This is a genomic window from Rhizobium sp. AP16 (assembly GCF_000281735.1).
Classification (GTDB): Bacteria; Pseudomonadota; Alphaproteobacteria; order Rhizobiales; family Rhizobiaceae; genus Rhizobium; species Rhizobium rhizogenes.
In genome coordinates this window covers 1-25,933 of the sequence record NZ_AJVM01000014.1, presented here as the reverse complement: position 1 = coordinate 25,933, position 25,933 = coordinate 1, and the positions used below count along the sequence as shown (strand labels likewise).

Genomic DNA, 25,933 nt, shown 5'->3' with positions numbered 1-25,933 from the left:
GGGTGTATTTCGTCCGCACCGCCGGCGAGCAGGATCTCGAAAAGGTCCGTGCTCTCTTGCGCGAAACCTGGCATGCGACCTACGACCGGCTCTACGGCGCAGACAAGGTCAGCGAGCTGCATGGTTCCTGGCATTCTCTCCAGTCTCTGAGGATGCGGCTCGCCGGAAAGAATTCCGAGTTTCTCGTGGCGGACGACGGCAAGAACATCGGCGGCATGGGTTATGCCGCCATGTCGACCGAGCTGGCGAAGACCGTCATGCTCTACATGCTCTATGTCAGCCCGCGCTGTCAGCGACAGGGCATCGGCCGCGACATCTTCGCTGAACTGGAAACCTGCTTTCCGGATGCCGAGGTTATGCGGCTCGAAGTCGATCCCCAGAACGATCCGGCGATCGCCTTCTATAAAACGCATGGCTTCATCGAAGTCGGCCGCACGGAAAACTGCGGGAATGAACAATCGGGCATCCCGGCGCTGATATTCGAGAAGCCTCTCGAAAACCACTGAAAGCTCAGGCAGGTCGATCATGAACAGCGCCGATTTGATCATTCGTGAAGCCCGTGAGTCTGACCTTCCCGCCTTGATCGCGCTCTTCGCCGCCGATGCTGTCGGCGGCCACGGCGATACCACCAATCCATCCGCCTATGACGATTACTTCCGGGCTTTCCGCACGATCGAAGCCTCGTCCGACCAGACACTTTACGCCGCCGAACTGGCCGGCGAAGTCGTCGGCACGTTCCAGACGATGATCACGACGTCGCTGACCGGTCGTGGCTCCAGCGCAATGATCATTGAAGCCGTACAGACGCGCGGCGATCTGCGCGGGCAGGGGATCGGCGCCGCGATGATCAATTTCTGCATTGGCGAGGCAAAAAGTCGCGGTATGCGGCTGGTGCAGCTGACATCGAACGCCGTGCGCAAGGATGCCCATCGTTTCTATGAGAGATTGGGTTTCAAGCCGAGCCATCTCGGCTTCAAGATGGCTTTGAAATGACCGCTTTTCCCGCTGGAATCACTGGACAAGCAAGTCCAGTGGCGGCATAAGCGAAGGATCGAATTCTGGTATCGCTCGCCTTTTTGCGGGCACAAGGAAAAGACATGTGGAATTTACTCCTGCAAACCTTCACTTGGTGGAATGGTCAGACGATGGGCACCCGCTTTGCGACATGGCGGTTCGGCAAGCGCGTCGGCGAGGATGAATTGGGCAATGTCTATTACGAGGGCGGTATGTCGTCCTACGGTCTTCCCAAGCGTTGGGTGATCTACAAGGGTTATGCAGAGGCTTCCTCCATTCCTCCGGGCTGGCACGGCTGGATGCATCACCGCACCGACGTTCCGCCGACCAAGGACAATTATGTCGCCAAGGAATGGCAGATCTCGCATCGCGCCAATCCGACTGGCTCGCCGCAGGCCTATCGTCCTCCGGGCTCGCTCGCCGTTGCCGGCGAACGTCCGCGCGTGACCGGCGATTATGACGCCTGGACGCCGGGCAACTGAGCATAGGTAGCCGGCTCGTCCTTTGGCCACAATTGGCCTATAGGCGCAGAACATGCCGGCTCGTGCTCGGCGCTTTGACCGAGACCAAGCGGAGATTGGCGGATATGACGTTTTTCACGCGGAGCGCTACTTTGCGTGCGATATCGGCAGCAGTTCTTGCCCTTGCCGCGGGAGTTCTGTTGCCACAAGCCGCCGAAGCCGCGCGTATTTCCAATCCCGTCGCCGTTTTCTCCGGCCTCGACAAGATCACCGGCCGCATCACCACCTTCGATGTCTATGTCAACGAGACCGTGCAGTTCGGCGCCCTGCAGGTGACGCCGAAGGCCTGCTATTCGCGCGATGACACCGAGCAGCAGAAGGTCGACGGCTTCGTCGAAGTAGACGAGATCACCCTCGACCGCCGCATTCGCCGCATCTTCACCGGCTGGATGTTCGCCGACAGCCCCGGCCTCAACGCCGTCGAGCATCCGATCTATGACGTCTGGCTGAAAGAGTGCAAGCAGAAGTCGGATATCCCGCCGCCGGATAGTGCCGGCGCGAAGTAAAGCGCTTTGATTCAAACATCGATAGTGCCGTTAGTCTCACCCGCAGAAGTGACCTTCTGCGGGTTATGTCGTTAGTCATTCTCTCGCGGCGACATGGCAGCTTGCCCGATCGGAAGCCGGTCGGTGTCGTCCGTGAGGTCAAGGGCAATACGTATGCCGTCCTTGACCCTTCGCCGCATGGCATCGGCGCGATCCGGATGGATTTGTAGCTTCGCGCCTTCGTGCAATGCCTGAAGCCGGGAGCGCGAGATGCCGAGTTCGAAAGCGAGAAGACGGTCCATGCGCATGTTGATGGGAACCGTGAGCACCAGCTCGATTTCCAGCCTTGTCCAGCCGTCCGTTTCGCCCAACACGTCCTTTCGAACATCGGCATCGGCGAATTCGTCGATGCGCTGAGCCTTGTGTCTCAATGCATCGAGATCGAATTCCTGAGTCCGTATCCAGTTGGGATCGTTGCTTTGCAGTGCCTCAAGCGTAGCTGGGGCAATGCCACGAACATTTGGGCGCTCGAAGAGCGTTCGGTTCCATGTCTTGTCGCAGGCCGAGCATTTGTAGACGAGCCAGGCGTCGAGTTTCTTGCCGTTGGCGTTGAGCCTGATCTTGCTGCTGGATCTGAAGGGCTTGAGACCTCCGCAACCGCTGCAGGCGATCCATGGCTGAGGCGCAGTTCGAGGATTAATGGTCCAGCGGACCTTTAGAATAGTGCACATACCGTCTTGGTCTTCCGTTCGGAAGTTCACCAAGCTGGCGGCAAGACAAGCCCTTCACGGGCGCGGTGTGGCGATGTCTAGGACAGATGAAGAGCTGAGACAGCAATGGCTGCGCAAGGCGCATGTCAACAATGCCAAACCGGTCTCAGGCCACCACCCGATGAACATGATCATACGCCGGGCGGCGATGCGCTGCCCTGACATACGGGGTGAAATTGGATGAGACCGGTATTTATGAAGGCAAAGTGAAACCTCGACGCGCCAACACTCTTCGCGTCGAGCGATAGCAGATCACAACCATAATTTGAAGTCGTGAAGGCGCAGAATGGCCGGCTGTCCTTCTGTGGACGAAACCGGCCGGAAGCGTTCTTACGCGTCGGTGTTCTTGTTGCGGCGAAATAGGCCGAGGAGTTTACGCCCGGCTGCAACGACGCCGGCGACGACGACGATCAAGCCCTTCTTCAGCGCCAGAAGCGCCACGCCGAAGCTCTTGAAGAAGCCGAGGACGACGGCGAGGAAGCCGAGCTTTGCCGCGATCTTCACACCGGCACCGGCGGCAATCATGCCCGCCATGCTGTAGGCGGCAATCTTGTCGCCGTTGACGAAGTCGGCATAGCGCTTGCCGCTGTCGTACTGCACGGTGTTGATGACGCTGGGGATGGCCGCGTTAATCTCCGGCAGCTGCTCGAGCCCGGCGACGAAATCAAGCTCCGTCACGCCCTCGCGGCCAAGGACACGCACGGAATAGTTCAGTGTGTGCGGAGCGTTCGGATCCTTGCCGAAGATCAGGTCGCGCGCCCAGTGGAGGGCGTGGGTCGCCTTGTCATAATGTGGCGGCTCGGCCCAGCCGACCAGCGTGATTGGATCGTAGCCTGCCTTCTCGCGCTCCGGATTGCTCTCCTGGATCCCGTCCTGGATCTGTTTCAGCAGCGCTGTGTAATCCGTCGAGGCGGCATCGTCGTCGGAGACATGGCCACTGCCGTCATAATCGATAACCGCGCCCCAGGAGCGCGGATCGATCGGCGAATACTTCGCCGGGAAGATCATGCCGAACGTGTTGCTGGCAGCGCTATCCGGGTTGCCCCAGAGCTGGACCAGCACCTTTCGCGTATCCAGCGGATTGAGGTAGTAGAACTGATCAGAAACATTCAGCGTGGCGTTGGCGCCGGAAAGCTTGATCGCGCCTTGTTGGAAATCGAGTCCCTTCAGCACGGTGCCTGCGTCGCCCTCAGGCACATCGGCGCCGAACATGTCGTGAAAGGATTTCGCCTCGGCCTGCGTTGCGGCCAGTGCGGCGAGAAAAGCGATTGCAAGATATTTCTTCAAGATACTACCCCCGGCTGTCGAGCCGAAACTAGCGGACTGATGATTTAAATCAATGCTTAAGTGGAGATTCTTAACTGTCGGAGAAGCTCAAATTGGGCGATTCCATCGCCTTTTCCAGCATCCTTGCATATTCGTCCTTCGGCATATCGATCGCGCCGAATGTCTTCAGGTGCTCGGTGGTAAATTGGGTGTCGAGCAGGGTGAAGCTCCGCTCTCTCAGGCGCTCGACCAGATGTACCAGGCAGATCTTCGAGGCATCCGTGCGGCGTGAGAACATGCTCTCGCCGAAGAAGGCCGAACCGAGCGATACGCCGTAGAGCCCTCCGACCAGCATGTCGCCGTCCCATGCCTCGACGGAATGGGCGTGGCCGATATGGTGGAGGGTCGAATAGAGCGCTCGGATCGTCTTGTTGATCCAGGTGCTGGGCCGGCCGCTGGTCTGCTCGGCGCAGGCGGCGATGACGGCGTCGAAATCCGTGTTGAAGCGGATATCGAAGGGCTTTTGCCGGATGGTCTTCGCCAGGCTTTTGGAAATATGGAAGGCGTCGAGCGGCAGGACACCGCGCAGTTCCGGCTCGACCCAGAAGATTTCCGGGTCATCGGCCGATTCCGCCATCGGGAAGAGTCCGATGGAATAGGCGCGCAGCAGAATTTCCGGAGTAATGCCGGGATTTCTGCCGCGCGGCCGTGCCATGGGCGATTAGACCGAGGTCTTCGCCAGGTAGTCTTCCAGCCAATGGATATCGTAATCGCCATTAGCGATATCCTGATTGGAAACCAGATCCTGGAACAGCGGCAGGGTGGTCTTGATGCCATCGACCACGAATTCATCCAGCGCGCGGCGCAGGCGCATCATGCATTCGACGCGGGTGCGGCCGTGCACGATCAGCTTGCCGATGAGGCTGTCGTAGTAGGGCGGAATCTTGTAGCCCTGATAGGCACCGGAATCGATACGCACGCCAAGGCCGCCGGGGGCATGGAAATGCGTGATCGTGCCGGGGGAGGGTACGAAGGTGCGCGCGTCCTCGGCATTGATGCGGCATTCGATGGCATGACCATGGAAATGCACTTCGTCCTGCGTCACCGACAGACCACCGCCGGAGGCGACGCGGATCTGTTCGTGCACGAGATCGATGCCGGTGATCGCTTCCGTGACCGGATGCTCCACCTGCAGGCGGGTGTTCATTTCGATGAAATAGAACTCGCCATTTTCGTAGAGGAATTCGATCGTGCCGGCGCCGCGATACTTCAGCTTCATCATGGCGTCGGCGCAGATCTGGCCGATCTTCATGCGCTGCTCGACGTTGAGCGCCGGTGAATTGGCTTCTTCCCAAACCTTCTGGTGACGGCGCTGCAGCGAGCAGTCGCGTTCGCCGAGATGGATGGCATTGCCTTCGCCGTCGCCAAACACCTGGATTTCGATGTGGCGCGGCTTGCCGAGGTATTTTTCCATGTAGACGGATTCGTTGCCGAAGGCGGCAGCCGCCTCGGTACGTGCCGTCGACCAGGCTTCGAGAACGTCCGCTTCCGTGCGGGCAACCTTCATGCCGCGACCACCACCGCCGGCGGTCGCTTTGATCAGCACGGGATAGCCGATTTCCTTGGCCGTCTTCAGCGCTTCCTCTTCGGTCTTCACTTCGCCGTCCGAACCCGGAACGACGGGAATACCGAGCTGCTGCGCGGTCGTCTTGGCGGTGATCTTGTCGCCCATGATGCGGATATGGTCCGCCGTCGGGCCGATGAAGGTGATCCCATGTGCATCGAGGATGTCGGCGAACTTGGCGTTCTCCGACAGGAACCCATAGCCCGGATGCACGGCGTCGGCGCCGGTGATCTCACAGGCGGCAACGATCTGATGGATGTTGAGATAGCTTTCGCGTGACGGCGGCGGGCCGATGCATACGCTTTCATCCGCCAGACGCACATGCATCGCGTCGGCGTCGGCTGTCGAGTGCACGGCAACGGTCGCGATGCCAAGCTCCTTGCAGGCGCGTAGCACCCGAAGGGCGATCTCTCCGCGATTGGCTATGAGTATCTTCGAAATCATGGGCATGGGCTTACTCGATGACCACCAGGGCTTCGCCGTATTCGACCGGGCTTCCATCCTTGATGAGGATTTCGGTCACGGTTCCGGACTTCGGCGCGGGGATCTGGTTCATCGTCTTCATCGCTTCGATGATGAGCAGCGTCTGGCCTTCCTTGACGACGGAGCCGACCTGGATGAAGGCGGCGGCACCCGGCGCGGACGCCAGATAGACTGTACCGACCATCGGAGCGCTGATGACGCTATCAGGATTGCGCACCTTACCAGCCGGAGCGGCGGCTGCGGGGGCGGCAGCAGGAGCCGCTGCGGCATAGGCCGGGGCTGCGATCGGCGCCTGAACATACTGCGTCGTGCCAGCGCGGGAAACGCGGATACGCAGATCTTCCTGCTCGACTTCGATCTCGGTCAGATCGGTTTCGTTGAGAATATTGGCGAGGTCGCGGATCAGCGCCTGGTCGATACCCGTTTTCTTTTCAGCCATGGATCTTGTGCCCTGTAATTCTTGTCATTGTGTGATGGATTTCAGCGCGTGCAGCGCCAGGATGTAACTGTGAGGCCCGAAACCGCAGATCATGCCCTTGGCGGCGGGCGCGATCATCGATTTGTGCCGGAATTCTTCGCGTGCGTGGATGTTGGAAATATGAACCTCCACCACTGGAACCGAGATGGCTCGGATTGCATCATGAAGCGCGATCGACGTATGGCCGTAGGCTCCAGGATTGATCGCGACGCCGACGGCAGTGTCGCCGGCTTCGTGCATCCAATCGACCAGCACGCCCTCATGATTACTTTGGCGGAAATCGATGACGAAGCCCAGACTTTCGCCCACGGACTTACAATCGGCTTCGATATCCTTGAGTGTCTTGCCGCCATAGATGCCCGGCTCGCGCTTGCCAAGGGCATTCAAATTGGGTCCGTTCAGGACGAAAATGGTTTGCGCCATCAGAGGTTCCGTCAAAGTGCAGCGCAACCTATAGACTCCCGAGGGCCTAGAGGAAAGCCCCCAGATAAGAGGGTGTGCATGTCTGATGTGGAAACGCCCCGATTTTGGCGATTTTGCGCTCAATTCGGAAGCGGTTCGGTTTCGTGAAGGCCCGAGCGTCCTTCAGCATGCTGCCTGCCTGAGGTCGCTCGGGATGGTCAGGCCAATTGGTTCAGCAGGTGGTCTTGCCGCAACTGCGGACATTGGCAATCTTCTGCTGGATGGCCTCCAGGCCAATGGCGCCCGAGATCGTCTCGTTGCCGATGACATAGGCCGGCGTACCGGTGACGTTGAGATCGGTGGCGAGCTGGTAGGTGGCCTTGACCGAATCGGTGTTCGGGCTCTTGGCCATCTCGGCGCGGATCGCTGACTCGTTGACGCCGAGCGAACCCGCGACTTCAATGGCGCTGTCTTCCGATGCTCGGCCGTCGCTGCCCAGCAGGGCGCGATGGAATGCGGCATATTTCTCAGGCGCGAGCTTTCGGAAAGCATCGGAGACCCTTGATGCCGCAACGGAATCCGGTCCGAGGATCGGGAATTCCTTCAGCACGAAGCGCACGTTCGTGTCCTGCTTCAGCAGGGTATCCATGTCGCCAAGCGCGTGGCGGCAATAGGTGCAATTATAGTCGAAGAACTCGACGACGGTGATGTCGCCCTTCGGATTGCCGATCGAGACATCGTTCTTGGAGTTGAAGATGGCGTCCTTGTTCTGGGTGACTGCCTGGCTCGACTGGGCGAGGCGCGCTGCCTCCTGTTTCTTCTCAAGCGCCGCCTGTGCATCCAGCAGGACTTCCGGGTGCTCGACGAGATACTCCTTGATGAATTCCCCGAACTCCTTCTTCTGCTGATCATCCAGCGCGGCGGCGGGCTGGACGAAGGCGAGCGATGCGGCAATGGCGACCGCCGAAACCGTCAGCAGGGTTTTCGAAAAAAGGGTCATTGGGTCCTCGTTAGAGTCGATGCTAAGACTTCATCGTCGCGTGCGACATAGCACCGGCAGGTTAAAGTCTGCAAATAGGTATCGGCAATTTACGGTGCATGCTTATTTCCAGAAACAGGAATTTTCACGGCGAAGCCGCAATCGCGGGATTGTGAACAGGCCGATATTGCGGCAATTGTCACACGCCAATCCGATATGAAGAGAGAATTGACCTTGTTTTCCCTATCCAAACGCAGCGATGTCGAACCCTTCCATGCCATGGACGTGCTGGCGGAGGCGACGCGACGCCGGCAGGCGGGGCACGCGGTCATCTCCATGGCCGTCGGCCAGCCGTCGCATCCTACACCTCGCGCAGCGCTTGAGGCGGCACGCACGGCGCTCGATCATGGCCGCATCGGCTATACCGATGCGCTCGGCACGCTCGCGCTGAAGCAGGCGCTCGCCGGCCATTACCGGACGCGGCATGGGCTGGAGATCGATCCCGCGCGGATCGCCATTACCACCGGTTCCTCGGCCGGCTTCAATCTCGCATTCCTGACGCTGTTCGATCCCGGCGACAGTGTGGCAATCGCCCGACCCGGCTATCCGGCCTATCGCAACATCCTTGCCGCCCTCGGGCTCGATGTCGTCGAGGTGCCTGTCACGGCCGAGACGCAATTCACGCTGACGCCGGAGAGCCTGGAGGCGGCGCAGGTGGCCAGCGGCAAGCGGCTGAAGGGCGTGCTGCTCGCAAGCCCCGCCAACCCGACCGGTACGGTGACGGGCAGGGCGGCGCTGAAGGCGCTTGCCGATTATTGCGCCGATCGCTCGATCGCATTCATCTCCGACGAGATCTATCACGGCCTGACCTTCGTCGGCGAGGAGACGAGCGCGCTGGAACTGACCGACGAGGCGATCGTCATCAATTCCTTTTCGAAATACTATTGCATGACCGGCTGGCGCATCGGCTGGATGGTGCTGCCGGAGCGGCTGGTGCGACCCGTCGAGCGCGTCGCCCAAAGCCTTTACATCTCGGCGCCGGAACTGTCGCAGATTGCTGCCACGGCAGCGCTCGGGGCAGGGGCCGAGCTGGACACCTATCGCGAAAGCTATCGCCGCAACCGCGATTTCCTGACGCAGCGCCTGCCCGAAATTGGCTTCTCCATCGCCTCGCCGATGGATGGCGCCTTCTACGCCTATGTCGACGTGACCAGGTTTACCAACGACAGCATGGCCTTTGCCCGCAAGATGCTGGCAGACATCAACGTCGCCGCCACGCCCGGCCTCGATTTCGATCCGATCGAGGGACACCGTGCGATGCGCCTATCCTATGCCGGCTCGAATGCGGAGATCGAGGAAGCCGTGGAACGCATGGCGGCCTGGCTGAAATAGAATCCTATATCAGTCACTTGCGATGGGTTCTGAAGGTATTTCAGGAAGCTCTTGAATCAAACCGTGAGGAGCGGAAGGCCCGCCAATCGGGCCGCATCGCCCTTCGATAAGTTCAGGGTGAGGCTGGGAGAGTGTTCTGGCTTGTCCAAAAGAGCTCCATTTCCAAGCTTGAAGATCAGCAGTCACCTGAGCTTGAAGGTTAGCCCGTCGCCCTCAGCTTGAAAGACTAACCCTCACTCTGAGCCTGTCGAAGAGCGAGGGTGGGTTTGGGAAAATGGCCTGTCGTGACGTTCTTACAGTCTTTCAAAACAAAAAACCGGCCGTGTCACCACGGCCGGTTTTTTTAATTCGTTCCGAACAGCAGCGTTCAGAAGAAGCCGCGGCGCTGCCACCAGCCAGCCTTCTTCGGCTTGCCGTCGCTATCGGTGCCCTCGTTGGTGCGGGTGGACTTGACCACCGGCTCGGAGGAGGACGAGACGTTCGATTCGCGGTTGGCACGTGCCGGTTTGGCCGCTTCTGGTTCCGCGGCTACGACCGGTTCGGCCGGGGTGTCGAGAGCGACTGCGATTTCGGTAACCGTTTCAGCTTCGGCGTCAGCGACAGGTGCGGCTTCGACAACTGGAGCTTCAACAGGCGATGCTTCCGCCTTCGGCTTGCGACGGCTGCGGCTCTTGGCGGGCTTTACGTCTTCGGTGACGGTGGATGCCGTTTCGACAGCGGCCATGGCCGGCTGGCTTTCGACGGCAGCTTCGCCTTCGGCGACTGTCACAGCGACGTCGTTTTCGCCATCATCCTCACCGTCAGCGCCTTCGTCGGAACCGGATTCTTCGCCGGCAGCCAATTCATTGCCTTCGCCTTCGCCATCACGATTGCGGCGACCACCACGCTTGCCACGGCGGCGGCGCTTGCGCTTCTGCTGAGCGTCTTCGTCGCTGCCGGAAACGGCCGAGACTTCACTGTTCTCGTTGTTATCGTCCTCGTCGCCTTCATCTCCATCCTCATCGCCGTCTTCGGCGGAGGTGTCTCCGGGCTGGGAGGCTGTCTGGACTTCGTTGCCGCGACCACCGCGACGACGGCGGCGGCGCTTGCGCTTGCGGTTGCCGTCATTGGTCTCGGAAGACCGGGCAACGGGCGCCTGCTCGACGCTGGCTGCCTTTTCTTCCAGTTCTTCGTCTTCGTCCTCATCGGCCTCGATGACGATATCGTCGTCATCATCCTCCGGAATGGCGGCGAAGTTGAACAGGGTTTCGATCTTCACCGGATTTTCCACCGGCTCGCCGCGATCGATCGCGAAATGCTGTGCACCGACGGCATTGTCTGCGCCGATGATGATGGCAACGCCGAAGCGGCTCTCATAATCGACGATCGTCTGACGCTTGTGGTTGAGCAGGTAAAGCGCGATTTCAGGCGTCGTGCGGACGGTGATGTCGTGCGTCGTGTTCTTGAGCAGATACTCTTCGATCCCGCGCAGAACATGCAGCGCGACCGAGGACTGCGAGCGCACATGGCCGGAGCCGCCGCAATGCGAGCAGACCTGCGTGGTGCTTTCCAGAACCGATGCACGGATACGCTGGCGCGACATTTCCAGAAGACCGAAATGCGAGATGCGGCCGACCTGGATGCGGGCGCGGTCGTTCTTCAGGCATTCCTTCAGCTTCTTCTCGACAGCGCGGTTGTTGCGCTTCTCTTCCATGTCGATGAAGTCGATGACGATCAGGCCTGCAAGGTCGCGCAGGCGAAGCTGGCGAGCCACTTCATCGGCGGCTTCGAGGTTGGTCTGAAGCGCCGTATCCTCGATCGAATGTTCGCGGGTCGAGCGGCCGGAGTTGACGTCGATCGAAACCAGCGCTTCCGTCTGGTTCATGATCAGGTAACCGCCGGACTTCAGCGTGACCTGCGGCTGCAGCATGCGGTCAAGCTGCGCCTCGATGCCGGAGCGGGAGAAGATCGGGTGGATGTCGCGATAGGGCTGAACCACCTTGGCATGGCTCGGCATCAGCATCTTCATGAAGTCTTTTGCTTCACGGTAGCCTTCCTCGCCGGAGACGATGACTTCGCTGATGTCCTTGTTGTAGAGGTCGCGGATCGAGCGCTTGATCAGGCTGCCTTCTTCATAGACGAGGCAGGGAGCGGTCGAAGCGAGCGTCAACGTACGGACGTTTTCCCACAGGCGCATCAGATATTCGAAGTCGCGCTTGACTTCGACCTTGGTGCGGTTAGCGCCAGCGGTACGCAGGATGACGCCCATGCCCAACGGCACTTCGAGCATCTTTGCGATTTCCTTGAGGCGCTTGCGGTCCTGCGGATTGGTGATCTTGCGGGAAATGCCGCCGCCGCGCGCCGTGTTCGGCATCAGAACCGAATAGCGGCCGGCAAGCGACAGATAGGTGGTGAGAGCCGCACCCTTGTTGCCACGCTCTTCCTTGGCAACCTGCACCAGCAGGATCTGCCGGCGCTTGATGACTTCCTGGATGCGATACTGCTTGCGCGGCTTGCGCTGCACACGGTCCGGAACCTCTTCCATCGCGTCTTCGGCGCCGACGGATTCGATCACTTCCTCTTCATGGTCGTGATCATCATCGTCGTCATCATCATGACGGCGCTTGGAAACGTCGACATCTTCGGAGATCGAGTCGGTTTCGACCATCGCGGCCATTTCGCCGGAGGGGCCTTCCTCGTCTTCGCCGGGAGCATCGACCTTTGCCTCGGCAACGGGCGCGTCGTCGGCAGGAGTTTCCGCGACCACTTTCTTGCGGCTGCGGCGCGGCTTGGCCTTCTTGACCGGAGCTTCCGCTTCTTCGGCAGGAGCAGTTGCCTCGAGGGCAGGGGCTTCTTCCGCGATGGCGGCTGGGGCTTCATCCTTCTCAACGATGCCGATATCCGGCTGGTCCTGCTGCGAAAGATCGAGCGCCGTTTCGACGTGCTCGACGTCGTCGTCGCGGCGATGCTCTTCGGCTTCCGCCCTCAAGAGCGCCTGCCGGTCGGCGAGCGGGATCTGGTAATAGTCGGGATGGATTTCGGCAAAGGCCAGGAAGCCGTGCCGGTTGCCGCCGTAATCCACGAAAGCAGCCTGTAGCGAGGGTTCTACCCTGGTTACCTTGGCGAGATAGATGTTGCCGCGGATTTGCTTCTTGTGCTGCGACTCGAAGTCAAATTCTTCTATGCGGTTCCCGCGAACGACAACAACGCGCGTCTCTTCCTCGTGAGACGCGTCGATAAGCATTTTGTCTGCCATGAAAGTTGTGCTCCTCGGCGCCGGCATGCGGAAAGGGTCCGGCCTGTCATTGAGACAGGCTGGATGCAATCCACCACTGCTGCACCGGATAATGAAAGTCGCGATTGGTTGTTTTGCGATGACAACAGCCAGACAGCAGCCGGGACGTTAGTTCCCCGGGGTCTGTTCACTTCTTGAGAAAGCTGCTGCGGTAACATCCGTAACCAAGCGAGATCGACAATGCCTTAGACCCACAATCGGGTCCGATGAATGTGCTCTCTAAAGAGCGTTTGGTGGCTATCCACCGATGAGTTTCCCGCGCAAAACCGGAAACCCAGATATCCAGTATGGGGGTAGAAGCACTGGAGACGGCGGATGACGGCCGCGGATGGCGCCTAGTACTCTAAGGCGGCTGCCTTTGCGGCGACTCTATCCCGTCAACACTTATACCCTAATATGCGTTGTATGTTTTATCTGTCACAATAGCAAGGGGAAAGCCAAGTATGCCATAATATTGATGGATTCGTCGGATGATGAAGGTGCGGAGACTGCGTTTCCGATTCCTCAACCGGCGCGCGTCACATCACAAATATCGCGCCACCGATGGCTTTCGCGTCGTTTTGGGACTTCAAAAACAACGTCGGAATCAATATGGGGCGCGACGGACAGTTGTTAAAGGGATAGCGGCATGCAGCGGAGAGTGGCTTGAGGGCCTTGCGAATTGCATTAGCGGCTTTCGCTGTGACGGCTCTTTCAGTCGTTTCGCCGCTTGCGGCGGCTAAGGCCGCTGCCGATCCTGTGCTTGCCTATGGTGCCCGCATTGCCGGAGATGATGCTCGCAGCCGCATCGTCATCGACATGGACCGCGAGCCAAGCTTTTCCGTGCACTATCTCGACAACCCCGTGCGCGTCGTCATCGATCTTCCGGCAACCGCCTTTGGCTTTCCGGCTGCCGACCTGAAGCCGGTCGGTCTCTTCAAGGATATCCGCTACGGCACCATGGATCAGGACAGCGCCCGCATCGTGCTGACGGCAACCAAACCCGTAAAGCTGGTGATGGCCAAGGTGCAGCCCGACGAAAATGGCAAGGGGCATCGTCTTGTACTCGATGCGGAAATGCTGCCGGCCGGCCAATTCGCGGAACTCGTCAAGCAGCAGAGCTGGACCAATGATGATACCGCCAAGGATGTCGGCCCGGTGGTTCCAATGGAAAAGCCTGATCCGAGCGTCTTCCTCGTGGCCGTCGATGCGGGCCATGGCGGTATCGACACTGGCGCGACCGCCAGCGATGGTGTCACGCAGGAAAAGGAAATCACGCTCGCCTACGCCAAGCTTCTGGCTGACAGGCTGAATGCCCAGCCCGGCATCAAGGCGTTCCTCACGCGCGACAAGGATGAATATCTGTCGCTGTCGCAACGGGTGACCATCGCCCGGCAAAACCACGCCTCGCTCTTTATATCCTTGCATGCCGATACGTTGAAACAGAAGGATATTCGCGGCGCGACGGTCTACACCATCTCCGACAAGGCGTCCGACAAGCTCGCCAGCGAAGTGGCCGACCGCGAGAACAATTCCGATCAGCTCGCCGGCGCCGAGACACAGACCCAGCCCGCCGCCGTCGCTGATATCCTCATGGATCTGACCCGGCGAGAGACGCAGGCTTTTTCCATATCCCTGGCGCAGGATGTGCTGACCTCCTTCAACGGCCAGATCGCCATGATCAACAATCCGCATCGTCACGCCGGATTCCGCGTATTGCAGGCGCCGGACGTGCCTTCCATTCTGCTCGAACTGGGTTTCCTGTCGAACAAGGACGACGAGAAGCTGCTGCTCGATCCCGATTGGCGGCAGAAGCTGGTGGGTCAGTTGACCAATGCGGTCAAACAATATCGCGCTTCGATCGTTGCGAATGGCGGTTAAAAGGGTATGGACGGCGGGCGCGGTTCGTGTCTTCCATGTAACAGCCGCTGCTAATAGGCCGGGATGAAATGGCAAATACCGGCAGGAGCCCTATTTTGCTCACATTCCCGCCGTTACAGCGAAGTATCGTTAGCCCACGGACGGCATGCACGGCTTTGTGTTGTTGCCGTCTTGCATTAACACCGTCAGCGTGCAAAACGCCCGTAAATATGCGATGGTTTCGTATATGTGCCGCATGAAGAAGAAGCACCGGTAGCATCATATGGTCAGACTGATAGGATATTTCTTTGGACTGGGCTGCATCCTGTTCCTGGGTGTTGCGGCTGCGGCGGCCATTTATCTGAGCGTCGTCTCCAAGGATCTGCCGGACTACGAGGTCCTGGCGAAGTACGCGCCGCCGGTAACGACGCGCATCCACGCCGGCAACGGCGCGCTGATGAAGGAATATTCGCGGGAAAATCGGCTGTTTATCCCGATTCAAGCCATTCCCGACCGCCTCAAGGCTGCTTTCCTCTCGGCTGAAGACAAGAATTTCTACAATCATCCCGGCGTCGATGTCGGTGGTTTGCTGCGCGCCGTTGCCGTCAACCTGCAGAATATCGGTTCCGGCCGCCGCTTTGTCGGCGCGTCGACCATCACGCAGCAGGTTGCCAAGAACTTCCTGCTTTCGGCCGACCAGACTTTCGACCGCAAGATCAAGGAAGCGATCCTGTCCTTCCGCATCGAGCAGGCCTACAGCAAGGACAAGATCCTCGAGCTCTATCTCAACGAGATCTATTTTGGCCTGAATTCCTACGGTATCGCCGGTGCCGCGCTCACTTATTTCGACAAGTCGGTCAACGAACTGACCATTGCCGATTCGGCCTATCTCGCCTCGCTGCCCAAGGGGCCGGCCAATTACAATCCTTTCCGCCATCCCGAAGCTGCGATGACCCGCCGCAACTGGGTGATCGACCGCATGGTCGAGAATGGCTATGTCAGCCAGAGCGATGGGGAAGAGGCCAAGAAGCAGTCCCTCGGCGTCGTGCCGCCGAAGAATGGGCCGTCGCTTGCCGCCTCGGATTTCTTTGCCGAGGAAGTTCGCCGCCAGTTGATCGACCAATACGGAGAGAAGGCTCTTTATGAGGGCGGCCTTTCCGTCCGCACCTCGTTTGATCCGCAATTGCAGCTCGAAGCGCGCAAGGCGCTTCAGGACGGCCTCATTGACTATGACGAGCGCCGTGGTTTCCATGGCCCGATCAAGCAGATCGCCACGTCGCAGGACTGGGGTCCGGAGCTTGCCAAGATTCCGACGTTGAATGACGTTCCGGAGTGGCAGCTTGCCGTGGTGCTTTCCGTATCCGACCAGGCGGTGGATATCGGCTTGCAGCCGAGCGTCGATGCCGCCGGCAGGGTTGCGACCGAGCGCAAGCGTGGTGTCATAGCTGCCGCCGATATGCGTTGGGCGTTTCGCCTGGCGGGCGGCAAGACGGCGAAATCGCCGAGCGGCGTGCTGAGCCCCGGCGATGTGATCTTCGCCCAGAAGACCGGCGGCGCGGATTCCAGCACCTATCGCCTGCGCCAGCCGCCGAAAGTGCAGGGTGGCCTCGTCGCGATGGATCCGCATACCGGCCGCGTGCTCGCTATGGTCGGCGGCTTCTCCTATTCGCAATCCGAATTCAACCGCGCCACCCAGGCCAAGCGCCAGCCCGGCTCGTCCTTCAAGCCCTTCGTCTATGCCGCGGCTATGGACAATGGCTACACGCCGGCTTCGGTCATTCTCGATGACCCCTTGCAGATCACCCTCAGCAATGGCGACGTTTGGAAACCGACGAACTATGAAGGCGAGGGCGGTGGTGCCCATACGCTTCGCTTTGCCATTGAGCATTCGCGCAACCTGATGACCGTGCGCCTCGCCGCCGATATGGGCATGCCGCTGGTTGCCGAGTACGCCAATCGCTTCGGCATCTACGACCGTATGAATCCGGTGCTTGCCATGTCGCTCGGCGCTGGAGAAACGACGGTGCTGCGCATGGTTTCGGCCTATTCGGTCATTGCCAATGGCGGCAAGCAGATCAAGCCGACATTGATTGACCGCATTCAGGACCGCTATGGCGCCACCATCTTCAAGCATGAAGAGCGCGTCTGCGAAGCCTGCAATGTCAGCGAATGGAAAAACCAGGACGAGCCCGTGATCGCCGACAATCGCGAACAGGTGCTCGATCCGATGACGGCCTATCAGGTCACGTCGATGATGCAGGGCGTGATCCTTCGCGGCACAGCTGCCGGCAAGATCAAGCTGAACACCGATGTCGCCGGCAAGACCGGTACGACCAATGACGAGAAGGACGCCTGGTTTGTCGGCTACACGCCGAGCCTCGTTGCAGGCCTCTATATCGGCTACGATACGCCGAGCACGCTCGGCCGCGGCGGTACCGGCGGCTCGCTCGCCGCGCCGATCTTCAACGAATTCATGCAGGCCGCCACCCAGGGCCAGCCGCCGCAGAAGTTCCAGGTTCCGGCGGGCATGACGATCACGGCGGTCAATCGAGGAACCGGCATGGCCGCTCAGCCCGGCGATCCGAACGCCATCATGGAAGCCTTCAAGCCCGGCACCGGCCCGGCCACGACCTTCACGGTCATTGGCGGCGGCGATGCTTCGGCACAGGTTGCGCCCGAGGAGATTCTCAGAACCTCGCCGCAGGCCAACCAGGCGGTCACATCAGGTTCTGGCGGCCTCTTCTGATCCCATCGGATTTGTTTAATGAACATGCCGCGGGGCTTTACAGCCGCGGCATGTGTATCTATGTCACCAGCACTCTTTGAATTGAACAGCGGTTCACATCGAACAGCCGAATAAAGAAGCAGGAACATGCGAGCGGAAATCGAGAAAATTGTCGACGAAACCAAGCAGGCCATAAGCCTGCTGAGGAGGCATCTTTGACTGGGATCAAGCGGTAAGACGACTGGACTGGTTGAACAATAAGTCAGAGGATCCGAACCTCTGGAACGATGCCACCGAAGCACAGAAGCTGATGCGCGAGCGTCAGCAGCTTGACGATGGCATCAGCGGTGTGCGCGCGCTTGAGCAGCAGGTTGCCGACAATGTCGAGCTGATCGAGCTTGGCGAAGAAGAGGGCGATGCCGACGTCGTCCGCGAGGCCGAAGAGGCACTGAAGGCGCTGAAGACCGAGGCTGCGCGGCGGCAGGTGGAAGCCATGCTGTCAGGCGAAGCCGACAGCAACGACACTTACGTCGAAGTCCATTCCGGCGCTGGCGGCACCGAGAGCCAGGACTGGGCGAACATGCTGCTGCGCATGTACACACGCTGGGCCGAGCGCCAGCGTTTCAAGGTGGAGCTTCTGGAAGTTCATGACGGCGAAGAAGCCGGCATCAAGTCCGCGACGCTTCTGGTCAAGGGCCACAATGCCTATGGCTGGCTGAAGACCGAATCGGGCGTTCATCGCCTGGTGCGTATCTCGCCCTATGACAGCAACGCGCGCCGTCACACGTCCTTCTCGTCGATCTGGATCTATCCCGTTGTCGACGACTCGATCCAGATCGATATCAATGAAGGCGACTGCCGCATCGATACCTATCGTTCGTCCGGCGCCGGCGGCCAGCACGTCAATACGACCGATTCGGCCGTGCGTATCACGCACATCCCGACCGGCATCGTCGTGCAGTGCCAGCAGGAACGCTCGCAGCACAAGAACCGCGCCAAGGCGTGGGACATGCTGCGCGCCCGCATGTATGAAGCGGAGTTGATGAAGCGGGAAGAGGCGGCCAACGCCGAAGCCGCGTCGAAGACCGATATCGGTTGGGGCCACCAGATCCGCTCCTACGTCCTGCAGCCTTACCAGCTCGTCAAGGACCTGCGCACCGGCGTCACCAGCACCGCTCCGGACGACGTCCTCGACGGCGATCTCAACGAGTTCATGGAAGCAGCGCTTGCCCACCGCATCAGCGGCGCAGCCGATGCCGTCGTCGACGACGTGGATTGAGATCAGGATTTGTTTGATCAAAGAAAAGCCCCGGAGACGGGGCTTTTTTTATAGCAATCCTCAACCCGAAAACTGTTCCGCCAGGATCCTGTCGGACCATGACCTGTCCGGATCGGACAGGATGCGCGCCGTCGTGTCTTCGCTCTGGGTGATCCGAACGCCGACGACCGATTTGACCTCGGTATTATCGGCGGCGGCGTTGACCGGGCGCTTTTCCGCTTCGAGCACGGTGATATCGACCGTTACCTTGTTCGGCAGGAGGGCACCGCGCCAGCGGCGGGGGCGGAAGGCGCTGACCGGCGTCATGGCGAGCAGCGGCGCTTCCAGGGGCAGGATCGGGCCATGGGCGGACAGATTATAGGCGGTGGAACCGGCCGGCGTCGTCACCATCAGCCCGTCGCAGATCAATTCCGGCAGGCGGACGCGGCCGTCGATCTCGACCTTCAGCTTTGCGGTCTGATAGGACTGGCGAAACAGCGACACCTCGTTGATGGCGAGCGCGACGCAGCTGCTGCCATCCGCATTGCGCGTGGTCATTTGCAGCGGATGAAAAGCGTTCTCGACCGCGGCCTCAATGCGCTCCAGCAGGTTTTCCGTGCGATAATCGTTCATCAGGAAACCGATGGAGCCGCGATTCATGCCATAGACACGCTTGCCGGAGTTCATCGTCGTGTGCAGCGTCTGCAGCATGAAGCCATCGCCGCCGAGCGCCACGACAATATCGGCATTCGCCTGCGGCGTCTGGCCATAGAGGCGAATCAGCTCCTCTTGTGCGGCCTGGGCTTCCGGCGCGGTCGAGGCGAGAAAACAAACAGATTGAAAAGCGCGTGACATGCAACGTCCTTTAAACGGTCATACTAGGTAAATGATATTCCCCCTATGCGACAAGACGTTTTGCAAAGACTGGTGAATCCACAAGGGGATGGCCGATCTGCCGGATCGAGGCGGAAGAGCCGATTTTCCTCTTTACAGGAGATCAAAATCTGCTACTTGGCATGCCGTTGTGCCCTTGTAGCTCAGTTGGTAGAGCACCTGATTTGTAATCAGGGGGTCCCGGGTTCGAACCCTGGCGGGGGCACCACATTTTCCCAGTGACGAAACATCTCATGAGTTGGCTGCCAGATCGCCCAGCGCGAGAAGGCATTTGCGCCGGCATGATTGGAAATGTCATCCTTTGGGTATTCATGATGATCGCCGACATGCGATTCTATTTTTTGCTAGGTGTGAAAAAATATGACCGGTAAGCCCAAGAAGCCCAAACTTGAACATTCCGAACTCTCAGGCGAATTCACCGAGGACGGGATGACCGTGCTCGTGGATATCTTCCGTCCGGCGGGCACCCAGCAGGACTGGCGGATGGAAGTGATCACGCCTGATGAAGACCTGATCGAATGGGAAGAGCCTTTTGCGACCGATCGCGAGGCGTTTGACGAGTTCCTGGCGACGGTCGCCCGCGACGGCATCAAGACGTTCTTTGACGATTCCGATCCGGCGGTTCACTAACCGGGCATCGCAAGCCCGATACGGCCTACGCAGCGCGAATCCGCTACGAATGTGGGCGTATTTACAATGCCTGAAATGGGCATACACTTTCTCTTCCGACTGCGGACGAGGGAATGGCCATGCACAAGGCATTCAGGCATATCGTCTTGGGACTGCCGCTCGTTGTGAGCGCGATGATTGCGAGTGTGCCGGCACTGGCCGGCCAGGATTGCTACTGCAAGAACAGCGATGGAAAACAGCATGCCATCGGGGAGATCGCCTGCATGACCGTCGACGGCAAGAGCTATCTTGCCCAGTGTGAGATGAACCTCAACGTCACCTCCTGGTCGAAGCTGCAGGAGGGATGTCCGGTCACCCAGCGATCCCTTTGGCAACAATCGGCCTGGCATCCGCAGCCGATTGTGCTTCGCTAAGCGAGACCTTGTTTAATGGCAGCGGTAGGCGCGCTCCGATAGGGCGCCCATGCCTGAGCGGGTCATGAGTTCATAGAGAATACGCCGGCCGAAGGGATTATGCAGGCGGATGGCGTCGGATCCCAGGAAGTGCGTTTCAGCCCGTTCGAAGGCTCTGAGATGCGGCGCCCGCAGGATTGCTGCGCGGTAGAAGTCGTAAAATTCGCGCCGGCAGACGTAGGTCTTGTATTTCGTCATGCAGAAGGCCGAGAAGCCCTGATCGTTGTTGCGCAGGAAATCGGCGACACCGACGGTCACTTCCGGCCAGGCGGGATTGAAGGTGTCGTCGAAGACTATGACGCCATGATCGGCGATCGTCTCTTTTGCCAGTCTGCAGTCGGCTTCCAGATTCGCCAATGTATGGCCGCCGTCTATGCTGAAGAAGCGCACCTTGCCAACCTTGTCCAATACGTCCTGCGGTGACAGTTCCGCGCTATCGCCGACGACCAGCAGATCCTTGTCGACTGACAGGCCAAGACGGTCGCCATTCCGTAGGAACGAGCGGTATTGCTCGGAGGTGCCGTTCGACATTTCGCCGATGTCGAAGAGATCGATGCCGAGTACGCGGTCGTCCGGCGAGGTGATCTTTTTCAGGAGAAAATAGGAGCGGCCGAAATATACGCCGATTTCAGCGACGCCGCCTTCCAATCCATGCTCGCGCTGGCGCTCCAGGATGGACAGATAAACAAGGGCATCGGGCGGATCGATATATCCTTCAACACTTCGCAAATCGTGGAAGATGAATTTACGGATATTCGATGGAATCATGCACGCCGCGCCCGTTTTGCGATATGTCTTATCTCAATCAGTTTTAGATTTATCTAATGTTAGATAGTCATATTGCGGGGATTTCAACCCGTAGCTGGGTATCGGATTTTTAGCCGCCTTGCTTGCGCACCAGCAGCATCGGTTCTCCCTCTTCCTCGTCGGATGTCTTGAAGCTGCCGTCCGGCTGCATATCGAAGGAGAGTGAGGAGCCGTCGCCTCCCATCAGCACCAGCCCGAAACCTTCCATGGCCCAAAGGGAAAGTTTGAGATCGGCAATGTTGGCGGGGCAGTCTTCGCCTGGTGACATTTTCGGCGTGCCGTCCTTGTCGGTCTCGCTGGTCAGCGTGACATCGCACATGGCCTTGCCATCCGGCTGCCGGACCTGCCAGACGCCGCTCAGGCTTGCGGTGGTGGGCACATGGTCGACATCGCCAAGCGCCGGCAGCAGCCACATCGGATCACTCCCTTCGCTTTCCCAGGGCGAGCCTTCCTCTTCCTGAAGGCGAAGCAGCACCTTCTGCGTGGCATCGCTGATGGTGAGCGAGCCGTCGTCGGTGAAATTCCAGGCGCTCGCCTTGGCAAGCGCGGGCAGGGCGGTTGCGCAGGCATCCGCGCCGCTGATGGCATAGCCACCGGCCGTTTTCGCGGTCTCGAAGGTGAGGCGGCAGCCCTTGGCGCCGCTCTCGGGCGCTAGCAGCCAAGTGCCCGCCTGTGCCTGCACAAGCTCGTCATCGGCAGCGCTAGCCGGTTGGCCGACGGCGAGGATGACGGCGGAAAAGGCCGCCGCGAGACCAAAACTACGGATCAAGGCAAATTCCCCCAAAATCTGCTGCGACAGCGTCGTGCCGCTAGCTTCTCAGATAGGACCGTGCCGCATAAAGCGCGATCGCGGCCGCGTTCGAGACGTTGAGTGACTTGATCGCGCCCGGCATGTCGAGGCGCGCCAGCGCATTCACGGTTTCCCGCGTCTTCTGGCGCAGCCCCTTACCCTCCGAACCGAGGACAAGAGCGACCTTCTCGCCCGAAAACGTGCCTTCAAGCGGCGCCGGTCCTTCCGAATCAAGGCCGATGCTGACGAAGCCGAGGCGATGCAGCTCGCCGAGCGCGTCGGCAAGGTTGGTGATCTGTATATAAGGGATGAGTTCCAGCGCGCCGGAGGCGGATTTCGCCAGCACGCCTGATTCGGTCGGGCTGTGACGCTGCGTGGTGATGACGGCGGCGGCGTCGAACGCGACGGCCGAGCGCATGATCGCGCCGACATTGTGCGGATCGGTCACCTGGTCGAGCACCAGCAGCAGCGGGCTGTCTTTCAGCGCTTCAAGGCGGCGAACGGGCAGGGGGCGGGTTTCCAGCATCACGCCCTGATGGATGGCTTCAGGACCGAGCACCTTGTCGATATCCTGCGGCGAGACGATCTCGAAGGGAATGCCGAGTGCGTCGACGGGGCCGATCTCCAGCCGTACCAGCGCATTCTGCGTCGTCGAAAGCTTGATATTTTTCCGCTCGGGATTGGCAAGGGCCGCGCGAACCGTGTGCAGGCCATAGAGATAGACCTGATCGGGAGCGAGCGCCGGCGGCTTCCAGTCGTCCGCGCCGGGCCGTTTGCGTTTCTGCGGCACAGGTGTCGGAATTTCGCCGCGCTCGCGCTTGGCGTCGCGATGCGCCCGCCGCAGGGTGGCGTAGTGTGTGTCCTTGGCCGATTTGTCGTCAGCGGTGTTTTCTGGGCCTGAAGGGCCGGAGGTTCTGTCTTTGCTCATGCGGCTTTATAGCGGCAGCGCCTCGGAGCGCATAGTCCTCTTTCATCCACGGGTTTTTCCCAAGGCTGAAATTTTTTCGCCATTTTTGGCAATTCCTTGTGTTGACAGACGGAAACGGGCCGGTCATATACGCGGCGCAGATCGCAGCGGCGACGCCCGGTCTAGCAAGCTTGGTCGCAAGATCCAGTCGGAATACTGGAGGGATGCCCGAGTGGTTAAAGGGGACGGACTGTAAATCCGTTGGCTCAGCCTACGTTGGTTCAAATCCAACTCCCTCCACCATTCCGGACCGGATCTTGACCACCCGCGGGTATAGCTCAATGGTAGAGCAGCAGCCTTCCAAGCTGAATACGCGGGTTCGATTCCCGCTACCCGCTCCAGAATTTTCAATCAATTGGTTATATCGCGTATCGTCGTATGTCGGCTGCGACTTTTGACAATGCTGCTGCCTTCAGTGGACAGCCGTTCAAATCACGCGCCGTCGTAGCGTTGGTCTTGTGCGTTTTGAGCGATGGGATCGTATTCCCGAATAGGGTCTCGGCCTCGGGTCGGTCAACGACAACCAGCCCGGGTCACGTCGATCCGGTGATGCCAGATGAGATCAAGCTCGTGCCGAAGGTATCCGCCGCTATCAAGCGGGAGCGAGCACTTTGCCCATGGCAATGTTGAGCTTCTGCCTCACTTGCTCGACGCTATCAGCGACATACAGCAGAAGCGGCACGCCGTTTGGATTGGACACCGTTGTGGCGAGAACGGTGTATTTCTGTCCGGCTGCAACGTACACCACATTATGTGGATTTACGTAGATCGTGCCAATGCTCACGTCCGCACTTGTCAGTTGAGCTAATGCCATCTCAAATCTCCAAACGGTCGATGTCTCATCAATGCACGTTCTGTTTGTAAAGTCGATAGCGGAGTAATCGCAATGCGGATCTTTGCTGCCGTGGCCCCGGGGCGATATCTGCCGTATCCAGGGCAGATATCCCGCGGTCGGCCCCTAGGGCCATCGCCGTGGTTTTAACGCGGATGAATCCGGCGTAACTGGCAGATCTTGCAAGAACCGGTCCTGATGAATCTTCAGAGGTCATAAGATATTCAGCTATGCATCTTTGACGTGAGGGGTTGCTTATATTTTAATGAGCGGTAGATATTTGTGAGCCAACCGAAAAGGGGGAGTGCACATGGGTATCTTCGACAAGATCAAGAATGCAATCTGGGGAGAGGCAAAGGCTGCCGAAGTTTCTCCCACGGCAACGCCAACCACCACAACTGGCACGGCACCTTCATCTTCCGCGCCGACGACGCCAGCTGCAACCGCGCCGGCCTCAACGACATCGGCGTCCCCTGTGGATATCGCTTCGATCCTCGACGCGGCCGTGAAAAAGAGTGGTCAGAAACTCGATTGGAAACATTCGATCGTGGATCTGATGAAGGCGCTCGGGATGGATGCGAGCCTTACGGAACGCAAGGAGCTCGCACAGGAGCTGGGCTATACCGGCGATGCGGGCGATTCCGCCAAGATGAACATCTTCCTGCACAAGGCACTGCTGAAGAAGCTTTCGGACAATGGCGGCAAGGTGCCGGCCGATCTGCTCGATTGATTGCAGCAGGCTTATGGCGCGCTGCATCTGGAGCGGCGCCATAAGTTTACGTTGTAGACAAGCGATCACTGAGATCGTGGCTTTCAGCGCCCTTTCCCTTTATCGGAGAGGGCGCTTTGCGTTGGCGGGGCGCCATCGGCTTGATAAGCGCGGGTGCAATCCCGCTGCCGGCATCTGGAACTATTTCCTCGGCATCCCTATCTAAGCTGCTGAACCGGCAAATGCTTTTACGTCTTTCCGGATCGGCCGGCGAAACCTTCGCGGTGAATCTGTGCCGAGGGCCGCTCACTGCCCGTCATCGGCCATACTTCACCAAGAACAGGGCCTGCAATTAAGTCTTGCGCAAATGCGATGAAAGCCTTAAACGGCGGCACTAAACCGGTTCGCCGGGGTCACTCATTTACGTTCACAGGAAGCATTCAAATGGCAAAGAGTAAGTTTGAGCGCAATAAGCCGCACGTTAACATCGGCACGATTGGCCACGTTGACCACGGCAAGACGTCTCTGACGGCAGCGATCACGAAGTACTTCGGTGAGTTCAAGGCGTATGACCAGATCGACGCTGCACCGGAAGAAAAGGCACGCGGCATCACGATTTCGACGGCACACGTTGAATATGAGACGCCAGCTCGTCACTACGCCCACGTCGACTGCCCCGGCCACGCTGACTATGTGAAGAACATGATCACGGGTGCGGCACAGATGGACGGCGCGATCCTGGTTTGCTCGGCTGCTGACGGCCCGATGCCGCAGACGCGCGAACACATTCTGCTCGCCCGCCAGGTTGGCGTTCCGGCGATCGTTGTGTTCCTGAACAAGGTCGACCAGGTTGACGACGCCGAGCTTCTCGAGCTCGTCGAGATGGAAGTTCGCGAACTTCTGTCGTCCTACGACTTCCCGGGCGACGACGTCCCGGTGGTCAAGGGCTCTGCACTTGCTGCACTCAATGACAGCAATAAGACCATCGGCGAAGACTCGATCCGCGAGCTGATGGCTGCTGTTGACGCCTACATCCCGACGCCTGAGCGTCCGATCGACCAGCCGTTCCTGATGCCTGTCGAAGACGTGTTCTCGATCTCCGGCCGTGGTACGGTTGTGACGGGCCGCGTCGAGCGTGGTATCGTCAAGGTTGGCGAAGAAGTCGAGTTCGTCGGCATTCGTGATACGAAGAAGACGACGGTTACCGGCGTTGAAATGTTCCGCAAGCTGCTCGATCAGGGCCAGGCAGGCGACAACATCGGCGCCCTGGTTCGCGGTATTCAGCGTGACGACGTCGAGCGTGGTCAGGTCCTGTGCAAGCCGGGCTCTGTCAAGCCGCACA

General features: G+C 59.4%; 25 protein-coding genes and 3 tRNA genes. 15 read left to right on the top strand and 13 right to left on the bottom strand.

Annotation, left to right across the window (positions count from 1 at the left end):
* Window positions 1-2 precede the first annotated feature (2 nt).
* From PMI03_RS08585 to PMI03_RS08570, 4 genes are all read left to right on the top strand, one after another.
* Window positions 3-506, top strand: a complete 504-nt coding sequence (locus tag PMI03_RS08585; protein WP_007691990.1) for an N-acetyltransferase — start codon at window positions 3-5, stop codon at window positions 504-506.
* A 19-nt stretch (window positions 507-525) separates the two neighbouring features.
* Entirely contained in the window at window positions 526-993 is a 468-nt protein-coding gene (locus PMI03_RS08580; RefSeq protein ID WP_007691987.1) for a GNAT family N-acetyltransferase, read from the top strand.
* Between the two features lie 104 nt (window positions 994-1,097).
* Complete coding sequence (locus PMI03_RS08575; RefSeq protein WP_007691985.1) at window positions 1,098-1,496, top strand: NADH:ubiquinone oxidoreductase subunit NDUFA12; 399 nt, start codon at window positions 1,098-1,100, stop codon at window positions 1,494-1,496.
* Between the two features lie 104 nt (window positions 1,497-1,600).
* The gene (locus PMI03_RS08570) at window positions 1,601-2,041 is read left to right on the top strand and encodes a DUF2155 domain-containing protein (RefSeq protein ID WP_007691982.1); all 441 of its coding nucleotides are present in this window, start codon (window positions 1,601-1,603) and stop codon (window positions 2,039-2,041) included.
* A gap of 71 nt (window positions 2,042-2,112) precedes the next feature.
* Here the strand turns inward: PMI03_RS08570 and PMI03_RS08565 are convergent, their stop codons facing one another.
* The 7 genes from PMI03_RS08565 to PMI03_RS08535 form a co-directional block, all read right to left on the bottom strand.
* Window positions 2,113-2,751, bottom strand: a complete 639-nt coding sequence (locus PMI03_RS08565) for a DUF1062 domain-containing protein (RefSeq protein ID WP_007691981.1) — start codon at window positions 2,749-2,751, stop codon at window positions 2,113-2,115.
* A 369-nt stretch (window positions 2,752-3,120) separates the two neighbouring features.
* On the bottom strand, window positions 3,121-4,077 hold the full coding sequence (locus tag PMI03_RS08560) for a DUF2167 domain-containing protein (RefSeq protein ID WP_007691980.1): 957 nt from the start codon (window positions 4,075-4,077) through the stop codon (window positions 3,121-3,123).
* A gap of 70 nt (window positions 4,078-4,147) precedes the next feature.
* A complete protein-coding gene (gene aat, locus PMI03_RS08555) occupies window positions 4,148-4,771 on the bottom strand; it encodes a leucyl/phenylalanyl-tRNA--protein transferase (protein ID WP_007691979.1) in 624 nt (207 codons plus the stop codon).
* Window positions 4,772-4,777: 6 nt separating this feature from the next.
* Window positions 4,778-6,130 (bottom strand): acetyl-CoA carboxylase biotin carboxylase subunit, encoded by a 1,353-nt coding sequence (accC, locus tag PMI03_RS08550; protein WP_007691978.1) that lies wholly within the window; start codon window positions 6,128-6,130, stop codon window positions 4,778-4,780.
* Between the two features lie 4 nt (window positions 6,131-6,134).
* Window positions 6,135-6,602 carry an acetyl-CoA carboxylase biotin carboxyl carrier protein gene (gene accB, locus PMI03_RS08545; RefSeq protein WP_007691977.1) on the bottom strand — a complete coding sequence of 156 codons (468 nt, stop codon included), beginning with the start codon at window positions 6,600-6,602 and terminating at the stop codon, window positions 6,135-6,137.
* Window positions 6,603-6,626: 24 nt separating this feature from the next.
* Entirely contained in the window at window positions 6,627-7,064 is a 438-nt protein-coding gene (aroQ, locus tag PMI03_RS08540) for a type II 3-dehydroquinate dehydratase (RefSeq protein WP_007691976.1), read from the bottom strand.
* A 211-nt stretch (window positions 7,065-7,275) separates the two neighbouring features.
* The gene (locus PMI03_RS08535; RefSeq protein WP_007691975.1) at window positions 7,276-8,043 is read right to left on the bottom strand and encodes a DsbA family protein; all 768 of its coding nucleotides are present in this window, start codon (window positions 8,041-8,043) and stop codon (window positions 7,276-7,278) included.
* A gap of 213 nt (window positions 8,044-8,256) precedes the next feature.
* Here PMI03_RS08535 and PMI03_RS08530 point away from each other — a divergent pair, with 213 nt between their 5' ends.
* Entirely contained in the window at window positions 8,257-9,414 is a 1,158-nt protein-coding gene (locus tag PMI03_RS08530; protein WP_037220825.1) for a pyridoxal phosphate-dependent aminotransferase, read from the top strand.
* 367 nt (window positions 9,415-9,781) lie between these two features.
* Here the strand turns inward: PMI03_RS08530 and PMI03_RS08525 are convergent, their stop codons facing one another.
* Window positions 9,782-12,649 (bottom strand): ribonuclease E/G, encoded by a 2,868-nt coding sequence (locus PMI03_RS08525; RefSeq protein WP_007691973.1) that lies wholly within the window; start codon window positions 12,647-12,649, stop codon window positions 9,782-9,784.
* A gap of 720 nt (window positions 12,650-13,369) precedes the next feature.
* Here PMI03_RS08525 and PMI03_RS08520 point away from each other — a divergent pair.
* The 3 genes from PMI03_RS08520 to prfB all read left to right on the top strand — a co-directional run bounded on the left by PMI03_RS08520 (window position 13,370) and on the right by prfB (window position 18,531).
* Window positions 13,370-14,548, top strand: a complete 1,179-nt coding sequence (locus tag PMI03_RS08520; protein WP_234711650.1) for an N-acetylmuramoyl-L-alanine amidase — start codon at window positions 13,370-13,372, stop codon at window positions 14,546-14,548.
* Window positions 14,549-14,810: 262 nt separating this feature from the next.
* Window positions 14,811-17,273 (top strand): penicillin-binding protein 1A, encoded by a 2,463-nt coding sequence (locus tag PMI03_RS08515; protein ID WP_007691969.1) that lies wholly within the window; start codon window positions 14,811-14,813, stop codon window positions 17,271-17,273.
* 126 nt (window positions 17,274-17,399) lie between these two features.
* Window positions 17,400-18,531 (top strand): peptide chain release factor 2 gene (gene prfB, locus PMI03_RS08510; protein WP_110924596.1). Its coding sequence is split into 2 segments (ribosomal slippage): window positions 17,400-17,468 and window positions 17,470-18,531, totalling 1,131 coding nucleotides; the frame shifts between segments, so codons are not numbered across the junction.
* A gap of 60 nt (window positions 18,532-18,591) precedes the next feature.
* Here prfB and PMI03_RS08505 read toward each other — a convergent pair.
* The gene (locus tag PMI03_RS08505; protein WP_007691966.1) at window positions 18,592-19,365 is read right to left on the bottom strand and encodes an NAD kinase; all 774 of its coding nucleotides are present in this window, start codon (window positions 19,363-19,365) and stop codon (window positions 18,592-18,594) included.
* Window positions 19,366-19,536: 171 nt separating this feature from the next.
* Between PMI03_RS08505 and PMI03_RS08500 the strand changes: the two genes are divergently transcribed.
* The 3 genes from PMI03_RS08500 (at window position 19,537) to PMI03_RS08490 (ending at window position 20,447) form a co-directional block, all read left to right on the top strand.
* A tRNA-Thr gene (locus PMI03_RS08500) sits at window positions 19,537-19,612 on the top strand.
* A gap of 152 nt (window positions 19,613-19,764) precedes the next feature.
* Window positions 19,765-20,034, top strand: coding sequence for a hypothetical protein (locus PMI03_RS08495; RefSeq protein ID WP_007691964.1), 270 nt, complete (start codon window positions 19,765-19,767; stop codon window positions 20,032-20,034).
* A 119-nt stretch (window positions 20,035-20,153) separates the two neighbouring features.
* The gene (locus PMI03_RS08490; RefSeq protein WP_007691961.1) at window positions 20,154-20,447 is read left to right on the top strand and encodes a hypothetical protein; all 294 of its coding nucleotides are present in this window, start codon (window positions 20,154-20,156) and stop codon (window positions 20,445-20,447) included.
* A 12-nt stretch (window positions 20,448-20,459) separates the two neighbouring features.
* Here the strand turns inward: PMI03_RS08490 and PMI03_RS08485 are convergent, their stop codons facing one another.
* The 3 genes from PMI03_RS08485 to rlmB all read right to left on the bottom strand — a co-directional run bounded on the left by PMI03_RS08485 (window position 20,460) and on the right by rlmB (window position 23,011).
* Complete coding sequence (locus PMI03_RS08485; RefSeq protein WP_007691959.1) at window positions 20,460-21,254, bottom strand: class I SAM-dependent methyltransferase; 795 nt, start codon at window positions 21,252-21,254, stop codon at window positions 20,460-20,462.
* A gap of 109 nt (window positions 21,255-21,363) precedes the next feature.
* Window positions 21,364-22,062, bottom strand: coding sequence for a protease inhibitor Inh/omp19 family protein (locus PMI03_RS08480; RefSeq protein WP_007691957.1), 699 nt, complete (start codon window positions 22,060-22,062; stop codon window positions 21,364-21,366).
* Between the two features lie 40 nt (window positions 22,063-22,102).
* Entirely contained in the window at window positions 22,103-23,011 is a 909-nt protein-coding gene (gene rlmB / locus PMI03_RS08475; protein ID WP_007691954.1) for a 23S rRNA (guanosine(2251)-2'-O)-methyltransferase RlmB, read from the bottom strand.
* 197 nt (window positions 23,012-23,208) lie between these two features.
* On the opposite strand from rlmB, the gene PMI03_RS08470 reads away from it, so the two are divergent.
* Window positions 23,209-23,293 (top strand) — tRNA-Tyr (locus PMI03_RS08470).
* Window positions 23,294-23,317: 24 nt separating this feature from the next.
* A tRNA-Gly gene (locus tag PMI03_RS08465) sits at window positions 23,318-23,391 on the top strand.
* 251 nt (window positions 23,392-23,642) lie between these two features.
* On the opposite strand, the gene PMI03_RS08460 is transcribed toward PMI03_RS08465, so the two are convergent.
* Window positions 23,643-23,864: a hypothetical protein gene (locus PMI03_RS08460; RefSeq protein ID WP_007691953.1), complete on the bottom strand. Its 222-nt coding sequence runs from the start codon at window positions 23,862-23,864 to the stop codon at window positions 23,643-23,645.
* A gap of 328 nt (window positions 23,865-24,192) precedes the next feature.
* On the opposite strand from PMI03_RS08460, the gene PMI03_RS08455 reads away from it, so the two are divergent.
* A complete protein-coding gene (locus tag PMI03_RS08455) occupies window positions 24,193-24,612 on the top strand; it encodes a DUF3597 domain-containing protein (protein WP_007691951.1) in 420 nt (139 codons plus the stop codon).
* A 423-nt stretch (window positions 24,613-25,035) separates the two neighbouring features.
* The coding region (gene tuf / locus PMI03_RS08450; protein WP_007691949.1) for an elongation factor Tu at window positions 25,036-25,933 on the top strand (898 nt) is incomplete at its 3' end.

Coding starts and splice junctions, on each gene's coding strand:
- rlmB (WP_007691954.1), bottom strand. CDS start 23,011: ATGAGCAAAGACAGAACCTCCGGCCCTTCAGGCCCAGAAAACACCGCT.
- PMI03_RS08505 (WP_007691966.1), bottom strand. CDS start 19,365: ATGTCACGCGCTTTTCAATCTGTTTGTTTTCTCGCCTCGACCGCGCCG.
- PMI03_RS08515 (WP_007691969.1), top strand. CDS start 14,811: ATGGTCAGACTGATAGGATATTTCTTTGGACTGGGCTGCATCCTGTTC.
- PMI03_RS08495 (WP_007691964.1), top strand. CDS start 19,765: ATGACCGGTAAGCCCAAGAAGCCCAAACTTGAACATTCCGAACTCTCA.
- PMI03_RS08525 (WP_007691973.1), bottom strand. CDS start 12,649: ATGGCAGACAAAATGCTTATCGACGCGTCTCACGAGGAAGAGACGCGC.
- PMI03_RS08570 (WP_007691982.1), top strand. CDS start 1,601: ATGACGTTTTTCACGCGGAGCGCTACTTTGCGTGCGATATCGGCAGCA.
- PMI03_RS08565 (WP_007691981.1), bottom strand. CDS start 2,751: ATGTGCACTATTCTAAAGGTCCGCTGGACCATTAATCCTCGAACTGCG.
- aat (WP_007691979.1), bottom strand. CDS start 4,771: ATGGCACGGCCGCGCGGCAGAAATCCCGGCATTACTCCGGAAATTCTG.
- PMI03_RS08575 (WP_007691985.1), top strand. CDS start 1,098: ATGTGGAATTTACTCCTGCAAACCTTCACTTGGTGGAATGGTCAGACG.
- PMI03_RS08535 (WP_007691975.1), bottom strand. CDS start 8,043: ATGACCCTTTTTTCGAAAACCCTGCTGACGGTTTCGGCGGTCGCCATT.
- PMI03_RS08580 (WP_007691987.1), top strand. CDS start 526: ATGAACAGCGCCGATTTGATCATTCGTGAAGCCCGTGAGTCTGACCTT.
- accC (WP_007691978.1), bottom strand. CDS start 6,130: ATGCCCATGATTTCGAAGATACTCATAGCCAATCGCGGAGAGATCGCC.
- PMI03_RS08455 (WP_007691951.1), top strand. CDS start 24,193: ATGGGTATCTTCGACAAGATCAAGAATGCAATCTGGGGAGAGGCAAAG.
- PMI03_RS08460 (WP_007691953.1), bottom strand. CDS start 23,864: ATGGCATTAGCTCAACTGACAAGTGCGGACGTGAGCATTGGCACGATC.
- aroQ (WP_007691976.1), bottom strand. CDS start 7,064: ATGGCGCAAACCATTTTCGTCCTGAACGGACCCAATTTGAATGCCCTT.
- accB (WP_007691977.1), bottom strand. CDS start 6,602: ATGGCTGAAAAGAAAACGGGTATCGACCAGGCGCTGATCCGCGACCTC.
- PMI03_RS08490 (WP_007691961.1), top strand. CDS start 20,154: ATGCACAAGGCATTCAGGCATATCGTCTTGGGACTGCCGCTCGTTGTG.
- PMI03_RS08485 (WP_007691959.1), bottom strand. CDS start 21,254: ATGATTCCATCGAATATCCGTAAATTCATCTTCCACGATTTGCGAAGT.